This window comes from Brevibacillus choshinensis (assembly GCF_001420695.1).
Taxonomy (GTDB): domain Bacteria; phylum Bacillota; class Bacilli; order Brevibacillales; family Brevibacillaceae; genus Brevibacillus; species Brevibacillus choshinensis.
The window spans coordinates 141,191-167,889 of record NZ_LJJB01000007.1 but is presented as its reverse complement, the minus strand read 5'-3'; the positions used below and the strand labels follow the sequence as shown (position 1 = coordinate 167,889).

Here is a 26,699-nt window from a genome sequence, read left to right as displayed (position 1 = left end):
CTCCAACTATGAGTACTGTCTTTTGTTAGAATTTATTATCGTGTCCCACAGATATGACTACATTACCCTTTTTGTGCCTATTTTCAACATAGCGATGGGCCTCGCAAATCTGTTCCAACAGATAGCGTCTATCAATGACCGAATTTAGCTTTCCTGCCTCAATAAGCTCTTTGAGGAAAATTAACTCTTCAGATTTTTCGATGCTTGCCGTCCCACCTATCACTTTCTTGCTGCTTGTCATGGAAGTCCATAGCCCTCGAACGATCGGTGACAGCTCCATGTGTACGGCCCTCAGATAGAATCCTTTTTGCTTTAGTGATTTTACACAACCTGAAAACGCACTCTTGCCTACTGTGTCAAAAATAATGTCATAGGTCTCACCACTTTGGGTAAAATCCTCTTTCGTGTAATCAATGACCTTATCGGCTCCCAGAGATCTCACCAATTCTAGATTCGTGGTACTGCATACCCCAGTAACTTCTGCCCCAAAGTATTTGGCAAGCTGTACCGCAAAAGTACCTACGCTTCCAGAAGCGCCATAGATAAGAACTTTTTGTCCGCTCCGGATATTTCCTTTTCTAAGAAAATGCAAGGCTGTCATTCCTCCAATAGGTACGGCGGCGGCATCCTCATAGGTCATATTGGCCGGTTTTATTGCCACTCCCCCGTCTTCAGGCAAACATTTGTACTCGGCATAAGCGCCAAAACCAATTCCGCAAGATGCAAAAACTTGCTCGCCCCTCTCCAATCATTTTACATCTTTGCCAGCTGCTTCAACTACTCCGGCTAGCTCGAACCCTAATATCGTTACTTTTTTCGGTCGTATGAGACCATTGAAAAGTCTTGCAGCGAATGGGTCAGCCTTTCGTATGCGCCAATCCCCTGCTGTTACTGTTGTCGCATATATTCGTAACAGTATTTCATTGTCCTTGGGAGTAGGTTTTTCTACCTCTTTGAGCTGAAGAACATCCGGTGGTCCGTATTTTGTGTACACGATTGCTTTCATGAGTTTCCTCCTATACTTTGACTTACGGTACGTGAGGACGGAGAATAGATAAACATTCATTAATGATTCATACGGGAATTCGGCTCGGAAATTTCCGACAATCTGAAATATCGCTATTATTGTCAAGGATCGGAAAGGGAAAAACTCGAGAATAAACAGACAGAAAAAAACGCAGCCTGCATTTCGGCAGCGTTGTAGGTTTATGTATGGTGGAGCATAGCGGGATCGAACCGCTGACCTCTACACTGCCAGTGTAGCGCTCTCCCGTGGTGTTTAGTTTCACTACCAAAAACTTCCTCAGTTTATTAGGGATTTTTGTAATTATTTTGATCCAAACAAGCTAAAGAAAAAGATGTTATTGTACGATACATGACTATTGGACTAAAAATATTTGATTTGTCTATTACGTTATCACTCGAATCATGTTTTTTATAAGTAAAAAGGCGGCTTGATACTTGTTATCAAAACCGCCTTTTTTGAACTGAGAATATGCAACTTTAGCACAGAAGTACCTACTTACAAAACTGTGATCTTTGTTCACTGTGGGTTTTCATTTTTGGCACTACTTTATATTCTTTTCATAAACAAAAGCGGTTTGACTTCTAGTTATCAATTATCAATACAACTTCTGTTTGTACTCTGCATTTTTTTAAGTCAAGCCCCATAGTGCTTCGGATTGACTCGTTGGTTATCATTTGTTCAAAAGCCTTTTGAGATAAATTCAATGTTTCCCGTAACAAAGCAGATACTTTAAGCCGAGATGGATAGGGGCTTTTTATATGTAATTCAGTAGGAATGGTAAAATCAATAGCGGACCCTAGTATTTTATACTTTGGAAGGCCAACTTCAGCTCCATTTTTGTGTATTAGCTCCGTATCCATAGCATATTTCTTAACAAGCTCTCCGTTATTGCTATGGAACCCCTCTAATATTTCAGAGGCAATACTTTGGGGATTGATACGGGAGTAGATAGTCATATTCCATGTTGAATCGCAAACTGAACATTTATAGATTAACCATATATCTAAATACTTTCGTTGAGCGTTTACCCGAAACAATCCAGAGCACACATGCTCTGTTTTTTTACCACATTTCTTACAATACTTTATTGCAGGTGGTGGGGATAGATACTGTATATCCCATTTTACTATTTGCATGAAAATCGATCCTTCCTATTAGAATTAAATAGGAAAGAAAAAAGGTGGATTGTCACAAATCTTTCTCATATTTGTCACTCCCAGTCTGGTATTTAGTCTACTTAAATTGTATTATTCAGTCCCGCAAAACCAAACCTTAAAGACTTTTAATAAAAGAAAATGAGCCAATACAGTAGGTAAACTGCATTGGCTCATTCTAAGTTAATTAATGTTTCTTTGTTCTCGTATTATCCTTTGCATACTTTTCAAAGACAAAAAATATTTATCGGATAATTCTTGTGGACTATTCCCCGCCAAATAATCTTCATAAATCTGCATATTTCGCTGCTGTAATTCTATGCGGGTGGATGTATTTGACCCCCATTCTTTTTTATTGCCTGATTTTCTAGGTATATAGATAAACTCACCATCTACATACTCTTGAACCATCTCAAGCAAGTCATTAGGGAGTATATGAATAGCTCTCTTATAGCTCATTTTGCTCTCCTAAAAGTTTTTTTTTAGGAATCGCAAAGGCTATGTTCGCATCTGATTTCTACCATTGTAGCTGTTCATTGCAATAGCCTTTGCTATGCAACGATAACGATTGGATTAAGCATATATGCAAACCTCCTTCTGCATAATTTTGTAAAAAATTATAACATCGCCCTACTCTGTTATCAAGAATAAGAGCATTTTGAAGTAGCACAAAGCGTGGGCTCCATAAAACGAGCATATGAGCCAGCGGTGGTTGTTCAAAATTTGCATCTACAGGATGTAGGGGAACAAAAACTTTAGAGGAAGGAAGGGCAAGAGGACTTTGATAATGAATGAGAAAAGATGAATCTAGTCTCATTCATATTTTGAAAAAACAAAAAAACGGCATCTCTGCCGTTTTGAAGGTTAAGTATGGTGGAGACAAGGGGGATCGAACCCCTGACCTCTTGACTGCCAGTCAAGCACTCTCCCAGCTGAGCTATGCCCCCACGATAATAGTAATGCTGGTATTCATTTTTTGGTAGTACATTTGACCAGCTCGGACTCCCAGCTGAGCTAATGCCCCATATGTATACTTCCAGCCATTTCCGCTTTCAGTGAATTTAGTATAGCATACACTCACATACACTGCAAGCGAAAAAAGCAGCCTCCCTCCCCTCTTTTCGCACAACACTAAAAATAAAGTTTTATAAAATAATTTCCTCCAATTCAGGTTTGAACACTTATATATAGCGGGAATGAATATCTGGGCAGGACAACTCAGAAATGCTCAAAGGGGTGCCACAGATGAAAATGCCCAGACTTACCGTCAGAACAAAGCTGATCACCGCATTCTTCGCTATTTTAATCCTTCCGATGCTTACCCTAGGCTTCCTATCCTATCAGAGTGCCAAAGACCAGCTAGACAGTGCACTGATGAAGACTGCCTCAGAAAACATGCGCTTGGTGGATGAACTACTCAATCAGACACTGGAGTCTCAATCCAAGGATATCGAATTCATCGCTTCTGAAACTGGGCAGGGCGACTTGCAGGAGTTCACTCGAGCCGCGACCCGTAAAAGATTGCAGACGTATCACTCCTTGCATCCCGAAATCGGGGAAGTGTACATCGGTGACGAAACCGGAGGCATGATGACATCGATGGATACGAAGCTGCCATCCGACTTCGATCCGCGCAAGCGCCCGTGGTACCAAGCCGCCATGCAACAACCACAGACAACGATTATCACCGAACCGTACATCGATGCGGGTACGGGCAACGTGGTGGTAGGCGTGGCAAAGACATTATCCGACGGCTCGGGGGTGTTGGGAATCGACATCCAGTTGACCACGTTGGATGAAACCATCAAGCACGCGAAGATTGGGACCAAGGGTTACCTCTCGATCTTTGACAAGAACCAACAATTCCTCATTCACCCTACTGGAAAACCAGGTACCCCTTCGACAGATCAGTGGATCGGGACCCTTTACGGCGAACCGGCAGGCGAGTTTGACTTTACCGATGCTGGCCAAGACGCGCGAGCCGCACACATCACGAATACGAAAACAGGCTGGAAGCTCATGGCTGTCATGTACAAATCCGAAGCCGTAGAGGCCGCCAGCCCGATCTTTTTCAAAACCTTGATTGTCATTGCTGTCGGGATGGTCATCGGTAGTGGTGCCGTTTATCTCATCCTGAGATCCCTGCTTCGTCCGTTGCGGAAATTGACCGATGCTGCTGAAAAAATGAGCGAGGGAGATGTGACACAACAAGTAGCGATCGCGAGCGACGATGAGCTCGGGACTCTCGGCAAGAGCTTTAACCATATGTCTGGCTCGCTTCGTTCCCTGCTACATTCGGTCAATGACAACGTCCAACAGCTCGCAGCGTCTGCCGAACAACTTTCTGCCAGTGCGGACCAGACGAGCAAAGCTACCGAGCAGATCGCAACCACCATGCAGGATATGGCTGTTGGGACAGAGCAGCAGGTTTCCTACGCCAAAGAAAGCACTGAAGCAGCGGCTCAAATGTCAGAAGGAATCACACAGATTGCTGACTATACACAAAAGGTATCCGAGGCTGCCCGACAGGCTGCAGACCTGGCGTCCGTCGGTAACCATTCTATTCAAACAGCCGTCGGACAAATGACTTCCTCTAGCCAGTCCATCCATGAGCTCGCACAGGTAGTGGACCGTCTGGGTAATCGTTCACAAGAGATCGGAAACATAGTGGAGGTCATCACTGCGATTGCCAACCAGACCAATTTGCTGGCACTCAACGCCGCGATCGAGGCGGCACGTGCTGGAGAGTCCGGACGAGGCTTTGCAGTCGTGGCAGATGAGGTACGAAAGCTGGCGGAACAATCCTCCAGCTCAGCCAAACAAATCAGCCACTTGATCACCTCCATTCAATCCGAAACAGAACGTGCGGTATCCGTCATGGAGAACAGCAAACGCGAAGTAACAACTGGAATTGAAAAGGTATATGAAGCTGGCCAATCCTTTGAACAGATTCAGTCCGCTGTCGAGGAAGTCGCAGAAAAGATCGGTCAAGTCTCCGGTGCCACACAAGATATCTCTGCGCGTACCCATATGGTCGTGAAGCTGATTAGCCATATTTCCGAAGTGACGCTGCTCGCCTCTGACGGTACTCAAAGCGTGTCGGCTGCCGCAGAAGAGCAGTTGGCGTCGATGGAAGAGATTACTTCTTCGGCCGTGTCCCTGGAACGAATGGCGGAGGAATTACAAAATCAGATCGGTCAATTTAAGATGTAACGCAATATTCCGACCAAAAAAGAAAGCCAGTCAAACACGTCAACCTCGTGTTTAACTGACTTTTTTTCTTTTTCTTATCGTACCGTCACCACAATCGGAGTCTTTTTACCGCCATAGGTCACGTAGATCGTCGCTTTACCAGATCCAGTCGCTTTGATCACACCGTCCTTGACGTCTGCTACAAGCAGGCGGGAGGTGGTCCAGAGAGCTGGCTTGGACACATTCTGCTCAGAGCCATCCATGTAGGTAGCCGTAGCGGTTACCTGCTTGGTTTCCCCTTTCGCCATGACAATTTGGACTACATCTGTCTTCAAGTATTTCAGCGTATCTACATCGACTGGGATGGAGATGCTCTTGTCGTTGTATTTCGCTGTAATGGTCGCTTTTCCGAAAGCTCTGCCTGAGATCTGACCTTTAGCTACGTCTGCTACCTTGTAATTGCTTGTTCTCCAATCCGCAAGCGAAGTGACGTTCAGCGTGCGGCCATCCGCAAAGGTGGCCGTCAGCGTAACTTGCGCAGTCGTGTTGGACTTGATGGAAGCGTAGCGCTTGTCTGCTTCCAGCTTGGTGACGATACCCACTTCCACCGGAATCGTAATGGTTTTACCGCCGTATTTTGCTGTGATGGTAACACGTCCGTTCGTCAAACCAGTGACTCGTCCGTTGGCTACATCCGCAATTTTAATGGCAGAAGATACCCATTCTGCATCTGTCGTCACATTGCTGGTATTTCCTGCAGAGTCAGTCGCTGTCAGCTTGATATCAGCCGATTCGTTGACTGTCAGGATCAACAGCCGAGGATCGACAGACAATGTGGTCGCCTGATCTACCTCTACTGCGATGGTCACTGTTTTCCCGTCAAAGGTTGCAGTGATCGTCGCTTTACCAGATCCTGTTGCTGTAATTTTGCCTTGATTGACTTCTGCTACCGCTGCTGAAGAGCTCGTCCATGCTGCTTGCTCATTGACGTTTTTGCTTGTTCCATCGGCGTAGGCTGCAGTCACATTGACCGTTTCACTTTTGCCGTTGCTCATGACGAGCTTTTTCTTGTCTACAGTCAACGTCTGCAAGACGCCAACCGATACGGGAATCGTCACGGTGCGATTGCCAAAGGTCGCCGTAACGGAAGCTGCCCCTGTCGCCACACCTGTGATGAGACCTTGGCGTACGGACGCAACCGCTGGTGCGCTCGACGCCCACGTCACTTTTTGCGTGACGTTTTCAGGCGTTCCATCTGGATAAGACGCCGTGATTGTTACTTGTTTGGCTCCGCCTACCGGGATAGCTACCGTTGTCACGTCCGCCGTCAAGCTTTGCGGTACATCTACATCGACGACCACAGTTCCTGTTTTCTCCCCGTATTTCGCCGTAATCGTTGCAGAACCAGCTTTGTAAGCGGAGATGACTCCGTCTTTTGCAAAAACGATGTCCTCATTATCCGAAGACCATGTTACCTTGCTTGTAATATCCTCAGACGCTGCTGCTCCAGCAAAAGATGCTTTTACTTTTACTTTTTCCGTAGTGCCGCTTTTCATTGTCAGGTAAGAAGGCACAATATCCAGCGAGCGTGGTACTTCTACATCTACTTGAATGGAAACAGACTTGTTCCCGTATTTCGCGGTGATGACCGCTTCCCCGGATGCCACAGCGTGAATCTTGCCATTGCTGTAGTATGCCACGCCTTCTTTCGAGGAAGACCACTCTGCTTTGTCTCCCACACTCACTGGAGCGCCGTCCCCATTCGCATAAGTTGCTGTCAGTTTGATTTCCTCGGACGCTTCCCCTACATGCAAGAAGACGTTTTGCTTGTTCACTTCCAGCTTTTGCGTGGTATCGACATCGACTGCGATTGTCGCTGTCTTGGTACCGTATTTTGCGGTAATGGTCGCTGTACCTGCGCCATATGCCGTGATTTTTCCTTTGAGCGCATCCGCTACAGCTGGGTTGTCAGAAGACCACTCTGCTTTTGCCGCGACGTCTTCTGTGTCGCTACCATCTGGATAAATGGCACGCAGCTTGACTGTTTCCGAGCCACCGAGTAGCAGTGATACCTGATTTTTACTTGGCTCCAAGCGGTGCGCGATTTCCACGTTCACCGGAATGGTAGTCGTTTGGCTGCCGAACTTGGCTGTGATCACGCCTGTCCCCGAGTTCAAGCCTTTGACTTGACCGTTGATGACAGTCGCCACTGTAGCATTGTCGATGGACCACTCTGCTTTAGTCGTAACATTTTCAGACTGACCATCACTGTACAGGGCAGTGAGTTCGAGCTGTGCTGGCGATTGGTCATCGATCAACACATTCAATGATTGCTTGTCCAGCGTCAGTGCTTTTACTTTTTTGGTGACATTCACGGCAACGAGTACACTTTTGCCCATGTACGTCGCTGTCACCGTGGTGCTACCTACTGCTTTTGCTGTGATACGGCCCGCGTAAGCTGCCGCAATATCTGGACCCTGACTCGTCCATTCTGTCGTGATCGTGACGTCTTCGGTTTTCCCACTCACGTAGACAGCCGTTGCCGTCAACGAAGTAGAATCTCCCATCTCCAATGTCACTTCATTTTTCGAAAGGACCAATCTGCTAATTTCATCCGCAGCGTATCCAATTCCAGCGTTTCCAGCTCCGCACAAGAGCAAGATGGCCAGAAACAAGAGCGTCGTTTTTTTCCAGAACATTGCTAGCCTCCCCCGCAAGTATGAAATCTGCTTCTTGTAAAACCCATGCCTCGATTACTATATCGGCTTCTGAGAGAAATAATTTACTAGTTATTTGTGACCGTCGTGTGTCAGACCCTGTAACTCTCCTTGATCTGCAGCGTCTTATTACATAGATAGAGCAGGTTCATTCGCCGCCTGCCGTCGTAAAAAAACGAGACAGCGAGGAGGAAAAACAGAAGTGAATAGACGTAAAAAACCGCGCTGGATGCGACGAGTTCTTCTCTATTTGAGCATTCTCATCGGGATCGGAGGAATCTGGTCGGGCTATGTCGTCTACCAAATCGAAAAAACCATACAGGAAGCAATCCCTCGTCAAGCTGATGTCGGAATCGTCCTGGGAGCTGCCGTGTGGGGAGACGGTCCGAGTCCGGGCCTGCGCGAAAGATTGGATCAGGCTTTGTGGCTCTATCAGAAAAAGTATGTACCTGTCTTGTTGGTGACCGGTGGCCTCGGAGAAGGCAAGCGGCTGACAGAAGCTGCCGTGATGAAAGAATACCTGGTCGAGCGCGGCGTGCCTGCCGAGCATATTCTCATGGAGACACAATCCACCTCTACATACGAAAACCTGCTGTTTGGTCAGCAGGTCATGGCTCCTCATCCTTTTAAAAATGCGTTGCTAATCAGTCACGACTATCATCTGTTTCGCGCCGTAACTATGGCAGAAGCTTTGGGACTCTCCGTATCCCCTGTAGCCGTTCATTCGCAGTACCTTTTCAAGCCGTACCATGAGGCGCGAGAAGTGCTGGCGATCACATACTGGCACTTCTCACGCTTCTGGTCTTCAGCTCTCCAGACGCTGATTCTTGCGTAAGATCTCAATAACCTCGACGAAATGGCGGATACGCTCCATGATCCGCGCTGCCTTTGTCCGCTCGATTCGATTGCCATTAGAAATCGACAAATGCTCCTCCAGCTCCTCCAGCGAGTAGTTGGACGTAAAGAGCGTCGGCAAATGATTGTTTGCCCGCTGATTCAAAATGACACCCAAAATCTCGTCGCGTACCCACGGTGTCAGGTTCTCGGCCCCAATGTCGTCCAAAATGAGAACCGGTACGTCTTTTAAAAGCTCCAGTTTCCCCACGTACGACTGATCGGAGATGGAATCCTTCATCTCCCGGATAAAATCAGGAACGTAAACCAACAATGAAGAGATGTGACTCTCGGAAAGCTGGCGACCGATCGCACCCATGAGATAGCTCTTTCCGACTCCGAATGAACCATGGAGATACAAGCCTTTTGCACGCTCTCCTGTCTCCATTTGGTTACAGAACTGAATGGCTGCTGCTACTGCTGCCCGGTTGCCCGCATCATGCTCTAGCTTGTCAAAGCTGGCCGTCAAGGTTTCCTCAGATACATAGTAGCTCCGCATCATGCGTCTCCGCTTGAGATCTTCTTCATGGGAGATTTGCTTTTTACAGGGAGCAATCGCACTTATGATGGTTTGGTTCACATTGCTGAGCTGTGTCCGATGCCCTTTTACCAGATTGGGGCACTCCGAGAGTCCTGGGCAGCGCTCACACCAATATTGTTCTTTTACAGACGTATACACATCGGAGAGCGATCGCAGGTAATCTTCCCGGGACAATTCCGGATGCTCTTGCTGGAATGCTTGTAAATAAGCGCTGGAGCGAAACATTTTATCGAGCTGCTCATCAGGCGACAGCAATTGGCGAGGCGTTCGCTTTGCCAGCTCTTTCATAAACTGACCGACGGATTCCATCTAGCCATCACTCTCCTTTCTGTTTTTTACGTAAGGTTTCGAGCATTTTACTCAATTCAGGATCGTCCGAAATGAGCTTTCCTTTTGCAGACAGCTGCCCGTTTTTCTCCTGTTCTCTCTGCCATTCGACTGACGCCGGCAGTTTGTCCTGCAAGACATTTTTCCCGTTGCGTCGTACCGTACCCGTATCCTTCTTGGTACTCTTTGCCTTTTCTACACTTTGAGCCCTCTGATCGGCACGCTCCAGAATCTGCTTCACGGCCTCATCTACGGTAGCAATCCGCTTCGCTTTCCAGCTGTCGCGAATCGTCTCCATGTACGCTTTCGGCAATTCCATCTGCATGCTCGCCAACGTGTGGACCAGCAAGGCATTCACGACTTCCGGCTGCATTCCGTCTGAGAATACCAGCGTCTCCGCGCGTTCGAGAAACACTTTACTGACCCTGCCTCCGACGACACGCTCCAGCAGTCCGAGAGGAGACAGCACGCGACAAGCACGGACAAACGCTTCACTGCCCGGCTCTGGCAATTGGCCTGGCCCCCACTCATCCTCTCCACCGCTCTCCACGGTAGTATTTCGATACAGCTTGTCCTCGGAATAACGCTGCACCATACGCTTGCGCAGTACTTCGGTATCCAGGCTTCGGTCTGGCTTGTACAGCGTCCAGTCCCGTAGCTCCTGGCCCATCCCCCAGCTGTCCATCTGATAAAAGTGGCACAGCAAATATAAAAATTCCATGCTCGTACCGCCAAGCACTTTGGAAGCATCTGCATTGTCTGGCAAATAAAGACGCAAGGACGAGACGCTCAACGGGTGCGCGACCTGTGCCTCAAAGCCAGACTTCATATCGGCTGGTGGGAAGCTCGTCTCCATTTTCGTCAAGAACTGCTCTCGCTCTGAGCCTTTCTTCACTTCCAGCTCAGACGGTTTCAATGATTGGAACACTTCATGAAAATCCTTCGTCACATTTTCGACGATGGTGTATTCCTGATCCAGTTGAGTAGCAATCATATCGGCATATTGCTCTCGCAGCTGCTGGAATCGAATATTTTCAATCTTATTTAACAGCATAAGAGAAAGGACGTAATCCGAAAAAAACTCTCCCGGTGTAAGCGGCGGCTTTAGCAAATAGTCGTAGTAGTAATCCCGCTGCAAATTCTCACGTCTGCGTACCTCTATCAGTCCCATAGCCTCCAGACGCTCACGGGCATCCAAAAGCCGATCGAGAGACAACGAAGTAGAGAGCATCAAGCTGCGATGTGTACTCTCAGAAGCAGCACCGCTCGCCTCCTGCACGCCATGCGCGAGCAGTTGGTAGAGCGTATACGACTCGACACCGATGATCGGCAAGTACAAATGCGTGACATAGCCCATCTCGGTAAAGCTAAGCGGCCTCACCACCCGTACCAAAAAACGATCCTTTGGCAACAATTCGTTCCATACTAAACGGCGCATCGGCTCTTTCCTTCCTGAAAAATCTCATTCCACTATTATAACATGGCGATCTGGTCAACGTGCTGAAATCAGATGGAAAGCGAAAGACGCCCTGGCTGAAATACCGCGAGAGCGTGGCGTCGAGAGACCTTTTTACCTATCGTTACTACTCTTTGGGAAAAGGAGTGTGACTGTTCCTCGCTTGCGCCAACAGCTCCTCCAATTCCTTCATGAAGACACTAATATCCTTGAACTGGCGATAGACAGAGGCAAAACGTACATAAGCGACCTCATCTACATGGTACAAACGCTCCATGACCTTCTCCCCAACATCATTGCTAGGGACTTCCGCCTGACCGCAGCTACGCAGCTCCCTTTCAATGTCATTGACCACGTTTTCCAGCACCTCTAGTGGAACCGGACGCTTTTCACAGGCGCGCACCAAACCACGCAACACCTTCTCGCGACTGAATTCCTCTCGAGTACCCTCTTTTTTGACGATCAACAAGGGGGTTTCTTCCACCATCTCAAAAGTTGTGAACCGACGTTCGCACTGTTCACATTCCCGACGACGACGGATTGATTTATTATGATTAAAAGGACGCGAATCTAGGACTTTTGTCCCGTTGTACTCACAAAATGGACAACGCATAGCAGCAATCAACTCCAGTACAGACAATACTTGTTTACAGTGTCCCTCAATTTCCCTGCAGAAGTCAAGTCAATCCTTGTACCTATTTAAAGCATAAGTCGAATGGAGTACAATATGGGTATTGTTGGAGGGATTGTAATGAGGTTAGTATCTTTAAGACAAGTTCGGCCAGGTATGAAATTGGGCCGCACCGTTTTCACCGAAGATGGAAAAGTATTGCTAGGTACGGGTATGGTGCTGACTGAGCGTCTCATAGCGGGCCTGACACGGTCCAAGATTGACGCTGTCTATATAGATGATCCTCGTACTGAAGACATCCAGGTAGAAGAGGTCATCCGTCCCCAGACACGGCAAATCGCTGTCGAGGCCATCGAGAAAACGTTCAAGCAGATTACCAACTCAAACAAGCTCGCACGAAAAATTTCGTTAATAGAAATGGGCCTGCATTTTCAGCGCGCCTTTAGCTCCATCCTGGATGACCTCCTGCTCAATAAGCAAATGATTGGTCATTTATCCAGCATTTCCTCTCATTCTCCATCTCTATATCACCACTCGGTCAACGTAGCTGTACTAGCTACCGCTGTCGGGATGTCGCTGGGCTACAACCGGCAACGACTGATGGATCTGGGTATCGGGGCCATGCTCCATGATATGGGGAAGCTGAATCTCCCCGAAGAAATGCTGCAAAAAGAAGAGCGCTGGACTGACGAAGAAAAAGAAATCGCCAAACAGCATACGATGCACGGTTTTAATATGCTGCGAAAACAGCACGATATATCCCTCTTGTCTGCTCACGTCTGCCTGCAGCATCACGAACGGCTAGATGGGAGCGGCTACCCTCAGGGTTTGCAGGGAAAACAAATTCATGAGTACGCCCAGATCGTTGGCATTGCGGATGTCTACGACTCGCTGACTTCTCCACGTCCTTGGCGAAAGCGGTACATGCCCCAGGACGCTCTGGAGTACTTGCTAGGCTCCGGTGGTCACTTGTTTGAACATCAACTCGTCAACGCCTTTATCAAGCATATCGCCGTCTTTCCGATTGGGAGCAGCGTCGTATTGAATACTGGTGAGGTAGGCGTGGTCAGTCGCGTCGACCCGGATTACTCCCACCGTCCGACTGTAAGGATCATCAAGGACGGCCGAGGCAATGACATCCATCCCCCATTTGATCTAAATCTAAAAGCAAGCATCAAGTTATTTATCGTCGGGTTCGAAGATGATGACTTGTTCCGAATGAACGATGTCGCGAATGAGACGACTTCCTGATAACTAAACGGATAGGCAAGAAAAACCCCTTTGCTGTTTTTTACGCAAAGGGGCTTGCTATTTCATTCAGAGCTGTTTGCCTGTGGCGCGCAACTAGTTGACGCCAGCAGCAGCAGCCTCTTTTGTAGTCGCTTGGTTGTGCATTTCGGAAACGTGGCGCACTAGGTCTACAACGCGGCAGGAATAGCCCCACTCATTGTCGTACCAAGCGAGTACTTTCACTTGGTTCGTACCCATCACCATGGTGGACAGTCCGTCAACGATGGAAGAACTTTCATTTCCATTGAAGTCGCTGGAAACGAGTGGCTCATCGCAGAATTCCAGATAGCCTTTCATGTTGCCTTCGCTTGCTTCACGCAGGACGCGATTGACTTCTTCCACTGTAACTGATTTCTTGGTGTTGATAACCAAGTCTACGACGGAAACGTTTGTAGTCGGTACGCGCAGGGAGAAACCGTTTAGCTTGCCGTTCAGCTCTGGCAACACTTTTCCTACCGCACGTGCAGCACCTGTTGTAGTCGGGATGATAGATTCACCAGCAGCACGTGCACGACGCAGGTCTTTATGTGGGTTGTCGATGTTCACTTGGTCGTTGGTGATCGAGTGGATGGTGGTCATCAAGCCTTGGTCGATACCAAATGCGTCATTCAGCACTTTTGCTACAGGAGCCAGACAGTTGGTGGTGCAAGAAGCGTTAGAGACGATATGATGGTTCGCATGGTCATAGATCGTATCGTTTACACCCATCACGATCGTTGCGTCTTCTTCTTTTGCTGGTGCTGTAATGACTACTTTTTTCGCGCCGCTCTGCAGGTGCTTGCCAGCGCCTTCACGGTCCTTGAACTTGCCAGTAGCTTCTACGACGATTTCCACACCCAGCTCGCCCCAAGGCAGTTTGAGTGGATCACGGTCAGAGAGTACGACGGTCGGCTTGCCATCTACGAGGATCTTGTTGTCTTGTACTTCCACTTTATTTTGTAGGCGTCCATGAATCGTGTCGTATTTCAACAAATGAGCGAGCGTCTCCGCAGGATAGCTGGCGTTGATCGCGACGATTTCGATGTTGGGGTCCTGAATAGCGCGGCGGAATACCATGCGCCCAATACGGCCGAAACCATTGATACCAATTTTGATTGTCATATAGAAACCCCTTTCACAATTAAGTTACGCTGTTCTGTTACTTTTATTATAATAAGTATGACACAATTATCAATGTGTTTTACTGAAAAATAAATATTTGGACGATTTCCCCCTCCTATTTTTCTCAATGTGTTTTCCTTTATCGTGCCCTAGGCATAAGAAATACGCGGGAAATACACCCGCTTCCTTTTTGCACTCGGTCTGACTGTGGTGGAGGAAAGGAAAAAGGGGAAAACGCTTCAGCTTCATAGGAACACCTGCTGGGGGTCATCCCTGACCGCCTCCATGCAAAAAACGAAACTGCGTCCAAAGTAGCCATCTCAGGAAGCTTCTCAGAGGTGGACGCTTAAAAGCGTGTTCCGTTTTTTCCATTGCGCCTTGGTTGGAGTTCCAAAGATCTTCCGCTTATTTTCCCTTTTTCCTCGGCCAGCTTTGATTCATCCACGTTCCATTGCTAGGGAGCCTTCCACGGAGTTTCTTTGAGAACAACCTCTCGTGGGACAATGCCTACGAAGAACGAAAGCTTGATTCTCCTTATTCAATGGCTTCCGTGACATGTCGATCAGACTTATTGGACGACTTCGGTCTTCTCGTGATTCACCCATGTCCTTCGAAGCGCAACGATTGGGAAATGAAGCTTTGCTCCCTTGAACCTCGCAGAACAAGTTACTAGAAACCACAACAGTTCGCAGGAGAAGCAGGTTTCCAGGCGGAGAGACTCCGGACCCATCTTAGCGGAACAACGAATTCACGGGATCCAGAAGCGGTACCTCTGTATTCACTGCGTAGCGGCTACTACTTTACCGCTTCCCCGTAAATCGTTGTGGAGCGGACAGTCTAACCTCTTCTGCGGGGTGTAGATCGGAAACCTGCTTCTCCCCACCCCAGCTATGTTGATAAGCTCAATTTTTTCCAAGGAATTTATACTTTCCGATAGTAAGACAAAAGCCGCTCTCTTTTGGAAAGAAAGCGGCTTTCATTGTAAATCAACATCATATATGTTTTTGTACCGATCATGGTAATAGAGGACACGCTGAACATACTGCCGCGTCTCTCCGAAGGGGATGTCCTCAATATGCTCGCGTTGTCCATTCCACTGCTCGTTAGACAGCCACCCGCTGACTTTCCCCGGTCCTGCGTTGTACGCGGCGATCACCTTGACCAGATCGCCTTCGTATCGGTTGAGCAAAAAGTTCAAGTACCACGTCCCAATGTGAATGTTCATGATCGGATCGTACAAATATTGATCGTCCTTGGGCTGAAAGCCAGCCTGCTGGACAATCCATGCCGCTGTATCAGGCATGATCTGCATTAACCCGACCGCTCCCTTTTTGGAGACACGGTCCGTCTTGAACCCGCTCTCGGACCGGATCACAGCCAATATGAGGTAAGGATCCACCTTGTACTTCTGAGATGCGGATACGATTTCCCCTTGAAACTTGATCGGATACATCCACTTCCAGATCAAAGGAGTATTGAGCAGCAAAAAGACGCTCATTAGTATGAGCAAAATAAGTGCTGCTCGACGACCGAGCTTCATGATTTCAACTCCGTACGAATCACAGACAGCATCTTCTCTACTTGCCGTTCTGTTTCTTCTCTCGATGTGGAGTTGTCAATTAGGAAGTCCGCTTCCGTTCTCTTTTGATCAATCGGAAACTGGGCGCGCAGTCGTTTATGTGCCTGCTCCTCCTCCAGTTCATCTCGTTCGATCATCCGTGCGAGCTGCATATCCGCGGGTGCGTAAACGACCACGATCTTTTCCACCATGTACTGCAGCTTGCTCTCAAACAAGAGGGGGATGTCCATAAACACGATCTCAGCCCCGTTGGCTTCTGCCGCCTCCGCTTCTTCCCGCATGACACGACGTACCTCTGGATGGATGATCGCATTTAGCTTTTGGCGCTCAGCCTCATCGGAAAATACGACCTCTCCTAGCTTTTTGCGGTCGATTTGTGCATCATTCAATAAAATCTCCCGTCCAAAGTGGCGGACGATGGCTTCGTAAGCAGGCTTGCCCGGCTCCACGACCTCTCTGGCAATCTGATCAGCGTCAATGACAGGAATGCCCCGCTCGCGCAGCATGCCTGTGACAGTGCTTTTTCCCGTGGCGATCCCGCCCGTCAATCCTAATATCATGCCCATCCTCCTCTCCTAGAAAACTTGGCTACGCCAAGCTTTTGCACCCAAAGGGTACAAGTCTCGCCTGGTTGCACTTGTACTGGATAGGAAAATTAACTTCCTATCTTGCGAGAAAAAAGTCTTTACTTTTTCTGACAAACGGGACAAATATGGGTGCCCCTGCCTCCCACGACAAACCTGACAATTTCCGTCCCACAGTTGACACAAGGCTCATCCTTACGTCCATACACCATGAGGGATTGCTGGAACATCCCCATCTCTCCCTGCCCGTTGACGTACGACTTGATCGAGCTACCGCCTTGGTCCACTGCTTCCGACAGCGTAGCAACGATACTCTCATGCAGGAGATCCACCTGTTTTTTGGTCAGCTTGCCCGCTGGCCGCTCAGGATGAATTCTCGCTTTAAAGAGTGACTCGTCCACATAAATATTCCCCAGTCCAACAATACATTCCTGGTTCAGCAGCAGCGGCTTGATTTTTGTTGGACGGTCCTTTAACAGTCGACGCAGGACATCCGCGGTAAAGCTCTCATCCAACGGCTCTACACCGAGCTTGGAAAGGGGTCCTGTCGTCGTTTCCATCCCCAGAGGGTATACGTCCATCGTTCCAAACTGACGAACGTCCCGATAGCGCAGCTCCGTCCCATCGGTAAAGTGGAAGATGACATGGGTATGTTTTTCCACAGGTTCATCTGCCTGATACAGGCCATACCTTCCTTCCATCCGCAAATGGGAAATGAGTACATCCTGATCTAGAAAAAACTGAATGAATTTCGCCCGACGTTTGATCGCATGGATCGTTTGTCCCGCAAGATGAGCTTTGAACTCCTCCGCGTCATCAGGTGTACGGATGATTCTCGGCAAGAGAACGCTCACCCGCTCGATCTGCTTGCCGACAACCAGTCCACCCAACGTCCGGACTACCGTTTCTACCTCTGGCAACTCTGGCATATGCCTCCTCCTCTCGCTGTCAATCTCTCACGCTCTCGGATCGCCTACTTGGCATCGTACCAACTGTGCCCAAAGTTCACATCTGCCTTGAGTGGAACTTGCAGCTCCAATGCGCTTTCCATGACCTCAGGCACCAGTTTCTTCATCGTTTCCAGCTCGTCCTGCGGCACCTCGAAGACCAATTCATCGTGTACCTGCAGCAGCATGCGGCTCTTGAGACCCTTTTCTTGCAGCGCTTCCTGCATACGGATCATCGCCAGCTTAATCACGTCAGCAGCAGTCCCCTGGATCGGTGTATTCATCGCCGTCCGCTCTGCAAAGGAACGCAGATTGAAGTTGCTGCTGCGGATGTCAGGCAAATAGCGACGACGGTGCAAGAGCGTCGTGACAAAGCCGTCCTGCTTGGCCTGCTTGACGATATCCTCCATCCATTGTTTGACACCTGCAAAGACAGAGAAATAACGTTCGATAAAATCTCCCGCTTCTTTTCGGGTAATATTTAAGTTCTGTGACAACCCGTAGTCACTGATGCCGTATACGATCCCGAAGTTGACTGCCTTTGCCTGACGACGCATCAAGGAAGTCACCTGTTCCTCGCTTACACCGAATACGTCCATCGCCGTTCGCGTGTGAATGTCCATGCCATTGCGGAAAGCATCGATCAAGTTTTCATCGCCTGATATGTGCGCCAAGATCCGCAGCTCGATCTGGGAATAGTCTGCCGCAAGCATGTACCAGCCTTCCTCGGAAGGGATGAAAGCTTCGCGAATCTTGCGTCCCTCTTCCATTCGGATCGGGATATTTTGCAGATTGGGCTCCGTGCTGGACAGTCGTCCTGTCGCCGTCGTTGCCTGGTTGTACAGCGTGTGCACCTTGCTCGACTGGCTGTGAATTTCCTTGGTCAGCCCTTCGATATAGGTGGACCGCAGCTTGCCCAGCTGGCGGAAGATGAGAATCGCATCAATAATTGGATGATACGGTGCCAGCTTTTCCAAGACATCGGCACTGGTAGAAGGTCCGGTCTTGGTTTTTTTCAATACGGGCAGATCGAGCACATCAAACAGAATTTCGCCCAGTTGTTTCGGCGAATTGATATTAAAGGTCGTGCCAGCCAGCTCGTAAATCTGCTTGGTTAGCTCCTCCAGCTTGGCATCCAGCTCGACTCCCATTTGGGTGAGACGATCACGATTTACCTTGATGCCCTGCTTCTCCATGAGAGCGAGGACCATACTGAGGGGTGCTTCGAGATCGTTCAAAAGCTCGTTCATCTGGTTTTCAGTCAGCTGCTCACGCAATACCGGTACGCTTTGCCAGATCGCAGCGGCTTTGTGTGCCGCATGCTCACTGAGTACATCCATCTCTGGCAAGAGCCTCTTTGCCCCTTTTCCGTACACCTCTTCATCCGAGCGCACGCGTACCTGAGCGTACTGGGAAGCAATAGAGTCCAGCGTGGGATTGCTTTCTGTCGCATTCAGCAAATAGGACGCCAGGTAAACATCAAAGTTGATTCCTTTGATGTCCAGCTCATGCCACGCGAGTCCAACCGTGTCACGCTTGCCATCGAACGTCCATTTTTCCTGGGAGCCGTCTGCCAGCCACTGACTAAATGCCTTCCATTCCTTCGCCACATCCCATGGGACAAACAAATTCACATCGTCCGCTGACAATCCGAAACCAACGATCGGTGAATGGTGGTAGTTGTCTCCATCCATCTCCACGTAAACAGCCATGGGTGATGTCAGCTTGTCTGCGTATTTCTCCGCATTTTCCGCAGAAATCACTTCATATTGGAAAGGGGCAGCATTAGCAGCTTGTCCGTCGTCCGGTGCCTCTACCTTAATTTTTGACAGAAGCGACTTGAACTCCATCCTTTTAAAGAACTCACTCAAGGTCACGCCGTCATAACTGGTATATCCGGTCTCTTGCACATCCAGCTCGACAGGCGCCTCTCGCAAAATCGTCGCCAGTTCTTTACTCATCTTGGCCTTGTCCACGTTTTCGCGGAGATTTTCCTGCAGTTTTTTTCCGGATACGCGATCGATATTTTCGAGTACTTCTTCGACTGAACCGTACTCGTGCAATAGCTTCAGGGCCGTTTTTTCACCGACACCTGGAACACCCGGAATATTGTCGGACGTATCACCCATTAACCCTTTGAGGTCGATGATCTGCAACGGCTTCAGACCGTACTTTTCCTGAATTTCCTGCGGAGTGTACAACTCAATTTCACTGACACCCTTGCGTGTCAATGCCACCGAAACATGCTCCGATACGAGCTGAAGCATATCCTTGTCACCCGTAATCACGGTCGTTTTCCAGTCCTGCTCATCTGCCGTTTTGGTCAAGGTACCGATGATATCATCTGCCTCATAGCCCTCCAGCTCAAAGCGTTTGATGGAGAAAGCATCCAACAGCTCGCGAATCAGCGGAAACTGCTCGGATAACTCTGGCGGCGTTTTTGCACGCCCTCCTTTATAATCGGCATATTCACTATGGCGGAACACCACTTTGCCCGCATCAAACGCAACCATGATATGCGTAGGCTTCATTTCCTCCAATACCTTTAACAGCATGGTCGTGAATCCCAACACCGCATTGGTATGCAAGCCTGCCGACGTGGACAGGAGCGGCAACGCATAAAACGCACGATTGGCGATACTATTTCCGTCAATCAACACAAAATGGCTCAAGCAATCCGACCCCTCTCGTTACAAAACTACTATCTTTAATCGTAACATAGTGGGGTCATTGAAGCCAGTCTGTGGATATCGTTGGGTAAAGTAACAAACGCTAGAACAGACTAAGAAAAAATCAAAAAGGAAGGCGATTCCATGTATTGGACGACAAGGATAAAGTACATTCCTCTCTCCGCTGTGGCCATTCTCTTTTTATGTACAAACACGTTTGCCTTTGCCACTGCTCCCCCTTCCCCGATCTCTCCGATCCCAGAGTCGAATCCAAACAAAAAGGTGATTGCCTTTGTCATTGACGATTTCGGGAATAACATGGCCGGAACGGAGGAGATGATGGCGCTCCCTGTTCCGTTGACCGTAGCTGTCATGCCCTTCATGCCCAGTACCAAGAAGGATGCCGAGCTCGCCCATCAAAAAGGACATGCTGTCTTCGTCCATATGCCGATGGAGCCTAATAAAGGCAAAAAGTCGTGGTTGGGCCCCGGCGCCATCACCACGGATCTCTCTGATGAGGAAATTAAGCAGCGTGTGCAAAAGGCAATCAATGATGTCCCACATGCCGTCGGTATGAATAACCATATGGGCTCAAAAATCACGGCAAATGAACACATCATGCGAATCATCATGGGAGTCGTCAAGGAACGAGGTCTCATCTACCTGGACAGTAAAACCACAGATAAGAGCGTCGCAATCAAGCTCGCAGAAGAGATGGGTGTCCCGCACGCAGAGAACCAAATTTTCCTGGATGATGTCTATTCCATTCCACACATTACCCAACAAATGGAGAGAATCCACAAACACATACGGACTCACCCTCAATGTATCTCGATTGGGCACGTCGGGCCTCCAGGCAAGAAAACAGCCTCCATTCTGCGCCAGTACATCCCGCGATTACAGAAGGAGGCCGAGTTTGTCACCGTTTCCCAATTAGTTCACCAGTCGCTCCACTAGCATCTTCCATAAGCTTTCTTCTGTCTTCGCCTCCATCTTCAGGTTACCAGTAAGAGTCGCATATTCGCTCACGGCTGTCTTGATGGCCTGAGCGATTTTTTCTTGTCCCTCAGGATTTGTCAGCATGTGACGGTCTCCGGCGTTACTGATGAACCCCATCTCCACGATGACGGTCGGACAGTAGCTGTGCTTCAGCACGTAGTACGTCCCTCCCTTTACTGGCTTGTCGTGAGTTCCTGCCAGTCGATTGAGGGAGTCTTGTACCAGCTGCGCAAGCATATAGCTCTGCTCATTGCTTTGATATAAGACAACAGGACCGTTTCGTCGCTTGTCTTTAGACCAGTTCACATGCAAGCTGAGCATCATTTGGGGAGCGAGCTCCTTTGCCAGATTTCTGCGCTGTGCGAGGTCACGAATGTGGCGGGAACGCGAATTCAGCCAGCGATTCTCATCACTCAACGCGATGTCTTCTTGACGGTTGAGAGCTACGCGGTAGCCTGCTTCACTCAGCTGCTGGTAGAGACGTTTGGCAATCTGCAGATTGATGTCTTTTTCATACAAATTGCCGAATGACGTGCCTGAATCGACACCTCCATGTCCTACATCGATGAGCATGTTGATCGGGGTAAACGGGATCGCCATGCTGTGAGCGGGAAAACAGACAGTCAACACAATCAGGGCAGCGAATAAAAGGATGCGGTTTTTCATGCTTGTATGATTTCCAGATTGAAAGTAAACCTTTCAGCCAACTGGGTAAGCATAACATTGTGAATTTTTCAACCTGACGTTACAATAGAGAACATCGTGACTCCCCCCATATAAGAAGGTGCACACATGGAAAACTCATCATTGGAAAAACCGTTATTCCCCCCTTATTTAGCATTGTTTCTGGGGGTTATCGCGGTATCGACCTCGGCAATTTTTGTAAAACTGTCCGATGCTCCCGCCCCGATCATCGCGACTTACCGACTCGTGTTCTCGGTCATCCTGACTCTTCCGCTCTTGGCGTGGAACCGAGGCGCCCTGGCAGAAATCGGCAAGCTGACCAAGAAAGTATGGCTGCTCTGTATCTTGTCCGGTGTCTTTTTAGCCAGCCACTTTCTACTCTGGTTTGAGTCTTTGAACTACACGTCTGTGGCAAGCTCGACTGTTCTGGTTACCCTACAGCCCTTGTTCGCCTTCATTGGAGGTTACTTCTTTTTCGGGGAACGTGTACGTCTGCTCGCACTGACAGGTGGATTGCTTGCGATTGTGGGTAGCTTCGTCATTGGCTGGGGTGATTTCCGCGTAGGCGGTATGGCATTGTGGGGGGACTTCCTCGCTCTTCTCGGCGCTGTTACCGTGACGGGTTACTGGTTGGTGGGACAATACGTCCGGCAGCACATGTCTTCTTTTGCCTACACCTTGGTCGTGTACTCGGCGACAAGCGTCGTTCTCATCGGATACGATCTGGTGCTGGGCTATTCGCTGGTAGGGTATCCTGCTGCGGACTGGGGATGGTTCTTCTGTCTTGCTCTGTTCCCGACGTTGCTCGGCCACTCCCTCTTCAACTGGATCATCAAGTGGATCAATACGACGACAATCTCTATGGGTATCCTCGGAGAGCCCATTGGCACTGCGATATTAGCGTACTTTATTCTCGGTGAAGTAGTAACGTTGCCACAATGGATTGGCGGTCTCATTATTCTCGCTGGAATCTACCTGTTTATTCGTTTCAATCAAGCCGCCAAAGGAGTGACAACCGTTGAACAACAATCAGCAGCCCCGGAAAAGCTTGCGTGAATACGTAAAGGGTCTCAGTGTCTGGTCAAAAATTGGATGGACGATCTTGCTCGGCTACATCGTAGGCCGTATCATCTATTGGATAGCCAAAGTTATTTCGCCTTAAATCATGCTGCAATACAGCCCTCCGTTATTGTCCTTCTCGGACATGCGGAGGGCCGTTTTTATTTATCACCATCTTGAAGCGGTACCTCTGTGCTCCCTGCGAAGTGACTACTACTTTACCACTTCCCCGTGAATCGTAGCGGAGCGGACAGTCTAACCTTGATAAATAAAGAGCTCGTAATCCCTCAAAATTTATACTCCGATATTATAAAAAAACCAACCTGCTGAGACTCCTCAACAGGTTGGCTTCGACAGCGCCAAGATTAGGCAGCTGGTTTTTGTTCTTTTGGTTGTTCGGGTCCTTTTTTCGGCTTTTTGTGCAGGAAATACAGGAGAGGAATGGATAAGACAATCGGGATGGCCGAGACTAGGAATGTATCCCCGATCCCTTCGACCATTGCCTCTTTTGCCAATATCCCATACAGGATCGTGCTCGCTCCCCCTGTTGCGCTGGCTGCATCTACCCCAACCTGCGTATACAGTCCTGACAGGCCTGCAAGTAATTGCGTCGCCACATCCGTATTCATGTTGTCAGTAATGACTGCCATATGGAACGTTTGGCGCGATTGCATGATCACAGTCAGAATCGCGATCGCAAACGAACTCAATACTTGCCGCAACACGTTGGAGAGTGGAGACGCATCCCCTACACTTGTTCGTGGTACAGCGTTCATCCCAACGGTTGATAATGTCATCATACATAATCCGATCCCGAGACCGCGAATGGTTAGAATCATATTCATCCACGAATGCATACTATCCGAAGCAAGATTATGCAATTCAAAGGTAGTCACGCTCATAATCGTCAAACCGATGAGACCAATCGGACCTACACCGTATCTATCCATCAACTTCCCGCTGATCGGCATCATTACGGCCATGGCGATCGATTGTGGCATCAATAAGAGCCCCGACTCCATCGCGGTCAGCCCTTGAATGTTTTGCAGGAAGATCGGCATCAGGAAGATCCCGCCCATCATCCCCATCATGACAAAACCGGATGTCAAGATACTGATAGAGAATACCGGAATCTTGAGCAGGCGTAAGTCAAGCAGTGGCTGATCCTTGCCGAGCTCCACCCAGACAAACAGGATGAGACTCATGATGGCGATAAAAAACAAGCCGACAATGAAGAACGACGTCCATCCCTCTGCCTGCCCTTTACTAAAGGCGAGCAAGAGGCAACCAAATCCGACTATCGCGAGAAAAGCACCTAGAAAGTCAAATTTGAGGTCGGGCTTTTTCGGGGTTTCCTTTAGCAACACCATACTCATGATGACTGCGAAAATCCCAAAGGGTACACCTACCAAAAACAGAAACTGCCAGCTCAAAAACTCGATCAAATAGCCCCCCAGCGTCGGCCCGAGAGCAGGCGCTGTCATCGAGGCAATCCCGAAGATCCCTAATGCCATCCCGATCTTTTCGCGAGGCACGATCATGTAGATCATCGACATACCGATCGGCATGATCATGCCGCCGCTTAAGCCCTGCACGACGCGGAACGCAATCAACGTTGTGTCGCTCCACGCCAGAGCACAAAGCACGGATGCAATCGTAAAGGACGAAAGTGAAATCACGAAAACTTTTTTTGCTCCGAACTTGGCTGACAAAGAACCACTCATCGGGATCATGACCGCATTTGCCAGCATGTATCCCGTCAGTACCCACTGCATGGTGTCTGTAGTTGAACCAAAGATGTTCACCATGGCAGGGAGTGCAACGTTGATCAAGCTGTTGTTCAGGATCGCTACGAAGGTTCCGGAGAGGATAGCGAGAAGGGAAAACCACATTCCGCCGCTTCCGCCTTTTTCCTCCCGCTGTGCCACCGCTTCCGCCATGTCCTCACCCCCGTTAGTTTGCGATCACCTTAGTGCCCTCAGCCAATTTGTCGGTCGGGTTCAGCACTACTTGATCGTTGTCATTTACGCCTGCCGTAACCGTAGTCCAGTCACCGCTTGCATTGCTCACTGTTACTTCTACTTGATGGACAACATCTTTATCAACGGTGTAAATGTATTGTTTTCCGTCTTTTTCCAAAACAGCTGCGGTTGGTACTTTTGTTCCTTGTTCAACCTGACCTTGCAGCATCACTTCGGCTACCATACCTGCACGCAACGTTCCGTCCTGATTTGGCACGCGTATCTTAACTGGGAAAGAGCTGCTGTTGGCATCGGAGATCGGAGAAACGAATTCCACGTTTCCTTTCAATACTTTGCCGCCCAGGCTGCTTACTTTCACATCAACAGAAGATCCAACTTTGACGTTGTTAATTTGTTCTTGAGGAACGCTTGCTTCTACCTTAACCTCATCCATTTTCACCAATACGAGCAGCGGGGATCCAGCTCCTGCCATTTCGCCCGGATCCAGGTTGCGTTTTGCTACGATACCCGAGATTGGGGCACGAACGATGGTGTTGTCGTAGCTGCTTTTAGCCAGCTCCAGGCTGGAGTTCAGGCGGCTCACTTCTGCCTGCAGCGCTGCTACGGTGTCAGAAGTAGGACCTGCTTTTGCCAGATCGTACTGAGCTTGCACTTGGTCAAGTCCTGTGCGGGCTTTTTCCAAATCCAGCGTATTTTTCTCCAATTCTGCTGCGGACAATGCACCGGAGTCAAACAGCGCTTTCATCCGGTTGTAGTTGCTCTCAGCTACCTTTAAGCTTGCTTTTGCTTGCTCAACGGTACTTGCGAGCTGCTGTAACTGCTCATTGCGGGCACCTGCTTTGGTGTCTCTGAGTTTTGCTTGAGCACCTGCAATAGCCGCTTGTGCTTGTGCAATTTGTTGTTGATAGTCTGCTGCTTCCAAAGTCACGAGCACTTGACCTTGTTTTACCACGGAGCCCTCGTTCACAGTAACTGTAGCTGCTTTACCGGAAACTTTGGATACGACCTGGATTTCTTCGGAGGCAGCGATTTTACCGCTGGCAATGACACCTGATTGGGATGAAGCCACCTTCCAGGTTTTCACCACCGGCATGCTTTCATCCGTCGTAGCGGTTGACGAGTCACTACAGCCAGCTGTTATAAGAGAAACGGCTGTCAGCACGGCGCCGATTGTTTTCCAATGCTTGTTTTTCATTTTCATTACATCTCCTTCACGTGCACTTTGATCTCAACGTTCAAACCAGCGGCCAGATGCAGACCAGCGGTATCCTCAATGGCGATCTTAATTGGGATCCGTTGGGTTACTTTTGTAAAGTTCCCTGTTGTGTTTGTGGATGGCAGTAATGAGAAAGTGGAATTTGTCGCTTTCCCAATCTCCATCAGATGTCCACTCAGTTGTTTTCCTGGGAATGCATCGACAGTAAAGTCAACCTTTTGGCCCAATTTCAAACGTTGGATCTCCGTTTCTTCCAGGTTTGCGGAGATGTAAAGCTTATTTTCATCAATCACGAGAGCAACGGAAGTCCCTGCGGAAACAACCTCTCCCTCTTTTGCTTGGGTCTTAATGACTGTACCTGTAATTGGCGCACGCAACACGCTGTTTTCAAGCAGGTTTCCTGCAATGTTCGATGTATCTTGTTGTCCAACGATTTGATCGGCTACTACCGCATCGCCTTCTTTTACAGCGAGTCCGGTCAATTTGCCTGTCATTTTGGGCATGACTCGATAAATATCTCCGGTAATCCGTGCGTCTTGTGTGGTGATAAAGTGTGCACCTTGATACCAGTAGTAGTAACCAATGCCTCCACCACCCACCACGAGCAGGAGCAAAATGACATACAATACCAGTTTTCGCTTCATGGTTTC

21 protein-coding genes, 1 tRNA gene and 1 pseudogene are annotated in these 26,699 nt (G+C 48.8%); 6 read left to right on the top strand and 17 right to left on the bottom strand.

Annotation, left to right across the window (positions count from 1 at the left end; genetic code table 11):
• Window positions 1–25: 25 nt before the first annotated feature.
• The 4 genes and pseudogenes from AN963_RS00785 to AN963_RS00770 all read right to left on the bottom strand — a co-directional run bounded on the left by AN963_RS00785 (window position 26) and on the right by AN963_RS00770 (window position 3,128).
• Window positions 26–1,006 (bottom strand): annotated as a pseudogene (locus AN963_RS00785) (NAD(P)-dependent alcohol dehydrogenase).
• A gap of 602 nt (window positions 1,007–1,608) precedes the next feature.
• Window positions 1,609–2,163: a DUF1062 domain-containing protein gene (locus AN963_RS00780; RefSeq protein WP_055742666.1), complete on the bottom strand. Its 555-nt coding sequence runs from the start codon at window positions 2,161–2,163 to the stop codon at window positions 1,609–1,611.
• Between the two features lie 201 nt (window positions 2,164–2,364).
• Entirely contained in the window at window positions 2,365–2,640 is a 276-nt protein-coding gene (locus tag AN963_RS00775; RefSeq protein ID WP_055742665.1) for a CD3324 family protein, read from the bottom strand.
• A 412-nt stretch (window positions 2,641–3,052) separates the two neighbouring features.
• Window positions 3,053–3,128: transfer RNA gene (locus AN963_RS00770), tRNA-Ala, on the bottom strand.
• Window positions 3,129–3,426: 298 nt separating this feature from the next.
• Between AN963_RS00770 and AN963_RS00765 the strand changes: the two genes are divergently transcribed.
• Entirely contained in the window at window positions 3,427–5,394 is a 1,968-nt protein-coding gene (locus AN963_RS00765; protein WP_055742664.1) for a methyl-accepting chemotaxis protein, read from the top strand.
• 74 nt (window positions 5,395–5,468) lie between these two features.
• On the opposite strand, the gene AN963_RS00760 is transcribed toward AN963_RS00765, so the two are convergent.
• The gene (locus AN963_RS00760; protein ID WP_055742663.1) at window positions 5,469–8,072 is read right to left on the bottom strand and encodes an Ig-like domain-containing protein; all 2,604 of its coding nucleotides are present in this window, start codon (window positions 8,070–8,072) and stop codon (window positions 5,469–5,471) included.
• Between the two features lie 220 nt (window positions 8,073–8,292).
• Between AN963_RS00760 and AN963_RS00755 the strand changes: the two genes are divergently transcribed.
• Window positions 8,293–8,925, top strand: a complete 633-nt coding sequence (locus AN963_RS00755) for a YdcF family protein (RefSeq protein ID WP_236707846.1) — start codon at window positions 8,293–8,295, stop codon at window positions 8,923–8,925.
• Here the strand turns inward: AN963_RS00755 and dnaI are convergent.
• The 3 genes from dnaI to nrdR all read right to left on the bottom strand — a co-directional run bounded on the left by dnaI (window position 8,896) and on the right by nrdR (window position 11,921).
• Complete coding sequence (gene dnaI / locus AN963_RS00750) at window positions 8,896–9,834, bottom strand: primosomal protein DnaI (protein WP_055742662.1); 939 nt, start codon at window positions 9,832–9,834, stop codon at window positions 8,896–8,898. The two genes, AN963_RS00755 and dnaI, sit on opposite strands and share 30 nt — an antisense overlap.
• Window positions 9,835–9,841: 7 nt before the next feature.
• The gene (locus AN963_RS00745) at window positions 9,842–11,290 is read right to left on the bottom strand and encodes a DnaD domain protein (RefSeq protein WP_055742661.1); all 1,449 of its coding nucleotides are present in this window, start codon (window positions 11,288–11,290) and stop codon (window positions 9,842–9,844) included.
• Window positions 11,291–11,435: 145 nt separating this feature from the next.
• Window positions 11,436–11,921 (bottom strand): transcriptional regulator NrdR, encoded by a 486-nt coding sequence (nrdR, locus tag AN963_RS00740; RefSeq protein WP_055742660.1) that lies wholly within the window; start codon window positions 11,919–11,921, stop codon window positions 11,436–11,438.
• A 138-nt stretch (window positions 11,922–12,059) separates the two neighbouring features.
• On the opposite strand from nrdR, the gene AN963_RS00735 reads away from it, so the two are divergent.
• Window positions 12,060–13,190, top strand: coding sequence for an HD-GYP domain-containing protein (locus AN963_RS00735; protein WP_055742659.1), 1,131 nt, complete (start codon window positions 12,060–12,062; stop codon window positions 13,188–13,190).
• 93 nt (window positions 13,191–13,283) lie between these two features.
• Here the strand turns inward: AN963_RS00735 and AN963_RS00730 are convergent, their stop codons facing one another.
• From AN963_RS00730 to polA, 5 genes are all read right to left on the bottom strand, one after another.
• Complete coding sequence (locus AN963_RS00730; RefSeq protein WP_055742658.1) at window positions 13,284–14,330, bottom strand: glyceraldehyde-3-phosphate dehydrogenase; 1,047 nt, start codon at window positions 14,328–14,330, stop codon at window positions 13,284–13,286.
• 976 nt (window positions 14,331–15,306) lie between these two features.
• Complete coding sequence (locus tag AN963_RS00720) at window positions 15,307–15,870, bottom strand: lytic transglycosylase domain-containing protein (protein WP_055742656.1); 564 nt, start codon at window positions 15,868–15,870, stop codon at window positions 15,307–15,309.
• Window positions 15,867–16,475, bottom strand: a complete 609-nt coding sequence (coaE, locus tag AN963_RS00715) for a dephospho-CoA kinase (protein ID WP_055742655.1) — start codon at window positions 16,473–16,475, stop codon at window positions 15,867–15,869. Before coaE ends, AN963_RS00720 begins: the two co-directional genes overlap by 4 nt.
• Window positions 16,476–16,594: 119 nt before the next feature.
• Window positions 16,595–17,422 (bottom strand): DNA-formamidopyrimidine glycosylase, encoded by an 828-nt coding sequence (gene mutM, locus AN963_RS00710; protein ID WP_055742654.1) that lies wholly within the window; start codon window positions 17,420–17,422, stop codon window positions 16,595–16,597.
• 44 nt (window positions 17,423–17,466) lie between these two features.
• Window positions 17,467–20,112 carry a DNA polymerase I gene (gene polA / locus AN963_RS00705; protein WP_055742653.1) on the bottom strand — a complete coding sequence of 882 codons (2,646 nt, stop codon included), beginning with the start codon at window positions 20,110–20,112 and terminating at the stop codon, window positions 17,467–17,469.
• 141 nt (window positions 20,113–20,253) lie between these two features.
• Between polA and AN963_RS00700 the strand changes: the two genes are divergently transcribed.
• On the top strand, window positions 20,254–21,066 hold the full coding sequence (locus AN963_RS00700) for a divergent polysaccharide deacetylase family protein (RefSeq protein ID WP_055742652.1): 813 nt from the start codon (window positions 20,254–20,256) through the stop codon (window positions 21,064–21,066).
• On the opposite strand, the gene AN963_RS00695 is transcribed toward AN963_RS00700, so the two are convergent.
• The gene (locus AN963_RS00695) at window positions 21,043–21,774 is read right to left on the bottom strand and encodes an N-acetylmuramoyl-L-alanine amidase family protein (protein WP_055742651.1); all 732 of its coding nucleotides are present in this window, start codon (window positions 21,772–21,774) and stop codon (window positions 21,043–21,045) included. The genes AN963_RS00700 and AN963_RS00695 overlap by 24 nt on opposite strands.
• Before the next feature lie 126 nt (window positions 21,775–21,900).
• Here AN963_RS00695 and AN963_RS00690 point away from each other — a divergent pair, with 126 nt between their 5' ends.
• Together AN963_RS00690 and AN963_RS31310 are read left to right on the top strand one after the other, a co-directional pair.
• Window positions 21,901–22,848 carry a DMT family transporter gene (locus AN963_RS00690; RefSeq protein ID WP_055742650.1) on the top strand — a complete coding sequence of 316 codons (948 nt, stop codon included), beginning with the start codon at window positions 21,901–21,903 and terminating at the stop codon, window positions 22,846–22,848.
• Entirely contained in the window at window positions 22,811–22,954 is a 144-nt protein-coding gene (locus tag AN963_RS31310) for a hypothetical protein (protein WP_162531858.1), read from the top strand. Before AN963_RS00690 ends, AN963_RS31310 begins: the two co-directional genes overlap by 38 nt.
• 262 nt (window positions 22,955–23,216) lie before the next feature.
• Here AN963_RS31310 and AN963_RS00685 read toward each other — a convergent pair whose 3' ends face one another.
• From AN963_RS00685 to AN963_RS00675, 3 genes are read right to left on the bottom strand one after another with little or no spacing between them, the layout of a single operon-like run.
• Window positions 23,217–24,791 (bottom strand): DHA2 family efflux MFS transporter permease subunit, encoded by a 1,575-nt coding sequence (locus tag AN963_RS00685; protein WP_055742649.1) that lies wholly within the window; start codon window positions 24,789–24,791, stop codon window positions 23,217–23,219.
• 13 nt (window positions 24,792–24,804) lie between these two features.
• Complete coding sequence (locus AN963_RS00680; RefSeq protein WP_152985590.1) at window positions 24,805–26,028, bottom strand: efflux RND transporter periplasmic adaptor subunit; 1,224 nt, start codon at window positions 26,026–26,028, stop codon at window positions 24,805–24,807.
• Window positions 26,029–26,033: 5 nt separating this feature from the next.
• Window positions 26,034–26,693: an HlyD family secretion protein gene (locus AN963_RS00675; RefSeq protein WP_055742647.1), complete on the bottom strand. Its 660-nt coding sequence runs from the start codon at window positions 26,691–26,693 to the stop codon at window positions 26,034–26,036.
• Window positions 26,694–26,699 lie beyond the last annotated feature (6 nt).